This window comes from Halopseudomonas sp. L-58 (assembly GCF_056859475.1).
Genome location: NZ_JBSXON010000059.1, coordinates 1 through 5,000, shown reverse-complemented (window position 1 = coordinate 5,000; position 5,000 = coordinate 1). Strand labels below are relative to the sequence as shown.

Genomic DNA, 5,000 nt, shown 5'->3' with positions numbered 1-5,000 from the left:
GGTCCGTTATCCGGATCGAGGACAGTGTATGGTGGGTAGTTTGACTGGGGCGGTCTCCTCCCAAAGAGTAACGGAGGAGTACGAAGGTGCGCTCAGCACGGTCGGAAATCGTGCGTAGAGTATAAAGGCAAAAGCGCGCTTGACTGCGAGACCAACACGTCGAGCAGGTACGAAAGTAGGTCTTAGTGATCCGGTGGTTCTGTATGGAAGGGCCATCGCTCAACGGATAAAAGGTACTCCGGGGATAACAGGCTGATACCGCCCAAGAGTTCATATCGACGGCGGTGTTTGGCACCTCGATGTCGGCTCATCACATCCTGGGGCTGAAGCCGGTCCCAAGGGTATGGCTGTTCGCCATTTAAAGTGGTACGCGAGCTGGGTTTAGAACGTCGTGAGACAGTTCGGTCCCTATCTGCCGTGGACGTTTGAGATTTGAGAGGGGCTGACCTTAGTACGAGAGGACCGGGTTGGACGAACCCCTGGTGTTCCGGTTGTGTCGCCAGACGCATTGCCGGGTAGCTACGTTCGGAAAAGATAACCGCTGAAAGCATCTAAGCGGGAAACTTGCCTCAAGATGAGATCTCACCGGGAGCTTGACTCCCCTAAAGGGCCGTCGAAGACTACGACGTTGATAGGTTGGGTGTGTAAGCGCTGTGAGGCGTTGAGCTAACCAATACTAATTGCCCGTGTGGCTTGACCATATAACACCCAAGCAATCTGGTGTTATCGAGCCAAACAGAAACAAACAACTTCGCGAACTTGCGAGATTGCAAATACCTTAGCTTCTGTCACACATCCAAGCTTTTTAAGCTGCACGCCCAGCGGGCAGCAACAAATTGCTTGACGACTATAGAGCATTGGAACCACCTGATCCCATCCCGAACTCAGAAGTGAAACGATGCATCGCCGATGGTAGTGTGGGGCTTCCCCATGTGAGAGTAGGTCATCGTCAAGCACCTATACCGAACACCCCGATCAGTCATGGTCGGGGTGTTCTTCTTTGCGCGCACGGAAAACTCGCCTGGGTCAGCGCTGCTGCGGGCGGCAGAGTCAGGTCGATATTCTGCATACATACGTACCTGAATTGGGACTATATCATCGCGTCTTCTGAATATAGTTCCATCAGTAGCAAGTAAGGGGGATGGCTTTCTGAGATCAATAACCCTTATGATCTGGGATCTCTTGGCAGGAATGCCGAGAGCAAGGACCGCTGCCAAGAAGGTGGCATGTTGTCATATGGAGACTTAATAAGATGTTCAAAAAAACGGTTCTTCGACGCTTGGTGTGGAATTCATCCTTGGCCTTGGGTCACCATAAGCCCTCCACAATAACAGGAGGTGAGGTATGGACGACAACCAGATTCTGACCCTGGGGCTTGGTCTGCAAGCGCCTTGGAAGCTTGCCAATCAGCAACTGGATATCTCCGTATCACCTCACCGCCTGGACCTGTATGTCGATGCTGAGCGAGGCGCCCTCTATCCGTGCCCTGAGTGCGGTACAGCCTGCCCAGCACACGATTTCGCCGATAAGACCTGGCGACACCTTAACTTCTTTCAGCACCACTGCTACCTCCATGCCCGGGTGCCTCGCACTCAATGTCCAGAGCATGGTGTCAAACGCGTCAAAGTACCGTGGGCGAGATCTGGCAGCGATTTCACGCTGCTGTTCGAACAGGCGGCCATGACGCTGGTCAAGGAGATGCCGGTACTGGCGGTATCGCGATATCTGGACATCACCGACAAACGTCTGTGGCGTATCGTGCATCACTATGTTGGCCGGATGCTGGGCCAGTTGGATCTGTCCAGAGTCAAAGCCGTTGGCCTGGATGAAACAGCCTCTCGGCGGGGGCAGCGCTATGTCACCGTCTTCCTCGATATGCAGCGCAAGGAGGAGCCCGTGATCTTCGCGACTCCAGGCCGCGGTAAAGCCGTTATCAAAGCATTCAGCGCCTTTCTGGCTGAACAGGGAGGTCACCCTGATAACGTGATCGAAGTTGTCTGTGATATGTCACAGGCGTTCCTCAACGGTGTTGCCGAGAACCTCCCGCAGGCCCATGTCACGATCGACTGGTTTCATATCGTACAGACCTTCACCAAGGCTCTGAATGAGGTTCGCAAGAACGAACGACGCGAGAAGGCTCATCCCAAAGCACTGCGTTGGGCGGTGCTAAAGAATCTCGACAGTGGCAAGCTGACAGGCAGTCAATTAGCCGCGCTCCAAGAGCTGGTGGCCGATCAAAGCGCCACTGCAGACGCCTGGGTCATCAAGGAAAGACTGCGCTGGATCCGTCAAGCTTCGACGCCGCGCGCAGCCCAGTGGCGCATTACGCATTATCTCAATGTGATGTCCCAGGCCCTTGTTGATCAGCCGCTGCTCGCGCCTATGGAGAAAGCGCTGGCGACTTTGAGACGGCATGCGCACCAGGTAGTCAGGCGTTGGACCTCAGGGCTGACCAATGCGCGGCTGGAGGGCATGAACGGTTTATTCCAGGCAGCCCGATCACGTGCCCGCGGATACAGAAATGAGGCCAACTTCATTGCCATGATTTACTTGATTGGCAGCCCGGTGGGTCGCTTGCTCGATCAGGCTAAATCCACATGAAACGTCGAAGAACCAAAAAAACACTGTTTGCTGTAACTGTCGTTGCACTTTGCTCGGCCTCAGCCCTTTCTCAAGCGCAGGAGGCTCAGCCCTACCTGTTTGCTAGCCTCGGGCAATCTGATGCTGATCTCAGCACTGGTGATGTTGTTCCGTCAGGGCTAGGCCTTAACTCCTCTATGGACAACAAGGACACAGCCTGGAAAATTGGTGCAGGTCTGAAGCTAAACCAATACTTCGCATTTGAAGCCGAGTACGTTGACTTGGGGGAGGTTTCGTTTCGCGCGACTGACGGGAACAACAATCTGGGCTTTAATGCTGGCACTGAAGGATATGGTTTGAATGGCGTATTAACCATGCCGCTGGATAGCTTTAGCCTGTTTGCGAAATTGGGTTACCACCGCCTTGAAACAGACTTCGATCTGTCTGTGAATGGTTTTGATGTAATCAGCGACTCACAAACTGAATGGGTCACCTCGTTTGGCGTTGGCGGTGGTTACAACCTTGGCGAGCATGTGACGCTGGTAGCTGAGTTTGAGCGTTACCGCGATGTGGGCGACGAATATGATGTGGACCTGTTGTCTGCAGGCATCCGCTACAACTTCTGACCTTGGGTCACGCCTTAGGATATTGCAGGGGATGCATCGGCTCCCCTGTTTCCCCCTAATCTTCAGTCAGTAGTGTCTTTAGCACATCGAGAATACTTCTCGTATCTAGCGGATTGCGCCCAGGCGCTCCGGCGCAATGCCCCCAGTCAGATTCAAGTGGCCGAAAAAATGCGTTTGGTATTTGCTGTGCTTCGCTCAAGGCGTCCTCGCTGGTGAAGTAGAGATCAGTGCTGCCTGGCATTATCAGGCACCTGGCTTTAATCCCCTTCAGGGCGGCGCTGAAATCGTTGTTCCATACAGGGTTGGCGCTGATGTCGCCCTGTTGCCAGGTGTGCAACACGGCAAGCAGATCGTTGGCGTCCTGCTCGACGTGGTCCTCTTCCCAGTACCGTAGCAGCGACTCTATCGAGTCGAAGCCCAGTTCTTTGTATCGTTCTTGACGAAAGAACGCCTGGCTGTAGGCCCACCCGGCGTAAACTCGACCAAAGGCCTTCAGGCCGGCTTTGGGCGGGGATTGGTAGCGCCCTCCATCCCAGTCTTTGTCACACGTCAGTGCTGCCTTGACTCCTTCCAGAAACACCTGGTTGTGTGGCCAGCAACGAGCTGTCGCACAGATACTGGCTACGCGCTTTACCTGGTCCGGATACAGACAGCCCCACTGCAGGGCCTGCATGCCGCCCATTGACCAGCCGGCTACCAGTGCAACTTCAGCGCCTGCAAAGTGCTCCTCAACCAGTCTGTGCTGCAGAGCGACGTTGTCGTACAAGCTAACCATCGGAAAATCCGCGCCGCGTTGACTGTGATGCGCGTTGGACGGCGAGCTGGATTGGCCGTTGCCAAGCAAGTTCGGGATTAGGATGCAGTAACGTTCCGTATCCAGTGGTCCGTCTGCACCAATCAGGGGCAGATTCCCTTCGTGTGTTCCGCCGTAGTACGTCGGCAGGATGATCAGGTTGTCGCACGCTGCGTTGAGCTGACCGACCTGCAGGTAGGTCAGATGTGCATTGCGCAGTATGGCGCCGCTCTGAAGAGGCCAGTCTCCGGCGCTGAATTGCTTCTTAACTGCTTGATATGTCGACATATAGCAATCTCTTGGTTGGTGCCATCGAGGTGATGTTTGGGAGTTGATTGAATCTGCTTATGGATTAAATATGCATGCTGGCATGTATGTTGAATGAAAGATTCGTACCAAGCGCCGCAGCGGTTGCGGACAGAATCAGCGGAGTATCAACATGAGTCAGCATGTGAGCAGTGAACAATTGAAAGAGTCCCTTGCAGAGAAGGGCGTGAAGTACGCTCTGGGTGGCTACGTCGATCTGCACGGGGTGATCAAGGGCAAGTTTGTTCCGCTCAATCATCTGGGGCGGATGATGAAAGGGTCGGAGCTCTACACTGGCGCTGCGCTGGACGGTGTTCCCCAGGACATCAGTGACAATGAAGTCGCGACCATGCCCGATCCCGCGACTGCCACCATCTGTCCGTGGAATCGCGAACTGGCCTGGTTCGCCAGTGACCTGTATCTGGACGGCGCACCATTCGAAGCCTGCTCACGTAATATTCTTAAACGCCAGGTAGCCAAGGCCGCTGATATGGGGCTGACCTTTAACCTGGGTATCGAGACCGAGTTCTTCCTGTTTCGTGACTCAGAGGATGGTGCATATTCCGGCCCATCGTGACCGCCCATTCCGTTTGAACGTGACCGCCTGTTCCGGACTAACGTGACCGCTCATTCCGTTTTATCGTGACCGATTTTGGGTGATATCCCGGAATCACCGGTCACGATGCCGGAATCGT

General features: G+C 54.5%; 3 protein-coding genes, 2 rRNA genes and 1 pseudogene (1 of these 6 running past the window's edge). 5 read left to right on the top strand and 1 reads right to left on the bottom strand.

From position 1 onward, the window contains the following. The 4 genes from AC13EY_RS09125 to AC13EY_RS09110 all read left to right on the top strand — a co-directional run. A 23S ribosomal RNA gene (locus AC13EY_RS09125) occupies positions 1–701 on the top strand (it extends 2,188 nt beyond the left edge of the window). Positions 702–839: 138 nt separating this feature from the next. Next, a 5S ribosomal RNA gene (rrf, locus tag AC13EY_RS09120) occupies positions 840–955 on the top strand. Positions 956–1,344: 389 nt separating this feature from the next. Beyond that, positions 1,345–2,601 carry an ISL3 family transposase gene (locus AC13EY_RS09115; RefSeq protein WP_289113707.1) on the top strand — a complete coding sequence of 419 codons (1,257 nt, stop codon included), beginning with the start codon at positions 1,345–1,347 and terminating at the stop codon, positions 2,599–2,601. After that, positions 2,598–3,206, top strand: a complete 609-nt coding sequence (locus AC13EY_RS09110) for a porin family protein (protein WP_482875851.1) — start codon at positions 2,598–2,600, stop codon at positions 3,204–3,206. Before AC13EY_RS09115 ends, AC13EY_RS09110 begins: the two co-directional genes overlap by 4 nt. 55 nt (positions 3,207–3,261) lie before the next feature. Here AC13EY_RS09110 and AC13EY_RS09105 read toward each other — a convergent pair whose 3' ends face one another. Continuing rightward, a complete protein-coding gene (locus tag AC13EY_RS09105) occupies positions 3,262–4,287 on the bottom strand; it encodes an alpha/beta fold hydrolase (protein WP_335600594.1) in 1,026 nt (341 codons plus the stop codon). 151 nt (positions 4,288–4,438) lie between these two features. Here AC13EY_RS09105 and AC13EY_RS09100 point away from each other — a divergent pair. Then, positions 4,439–4,870, top strand: a pseudogene (locus AC13EY_RS09100) (type III glutamate--ammonia ligase); the annotation flags it as partial. Positions 4,871–5,000 lie beyond the last annotated feature (130 nt).

Coding starts and splice junctions, on each gene's coding strand:
- AC13EY_RS09115 (WP_289113707.1), top strand. CDS start 1,345: ATGGACGACAACCAGATTCTGACCCTGGGGCTTGGTCTGCAAGCGCCT.
- AC13EY_RS09110 (WP_482875851.1), top strand. CDS start 2,598: ATGAAACGTCGAAGAACCAAAAAAACACTGTTTGCTGTAACTGTCGTT.
- AC13EY_RS09105 (WP_335600594.1), bottom strand. CDS start 4,287: ATGTCGACATATCAAGCAGTTAAGAAGCAATTCAGCGCCGGAGACTGG.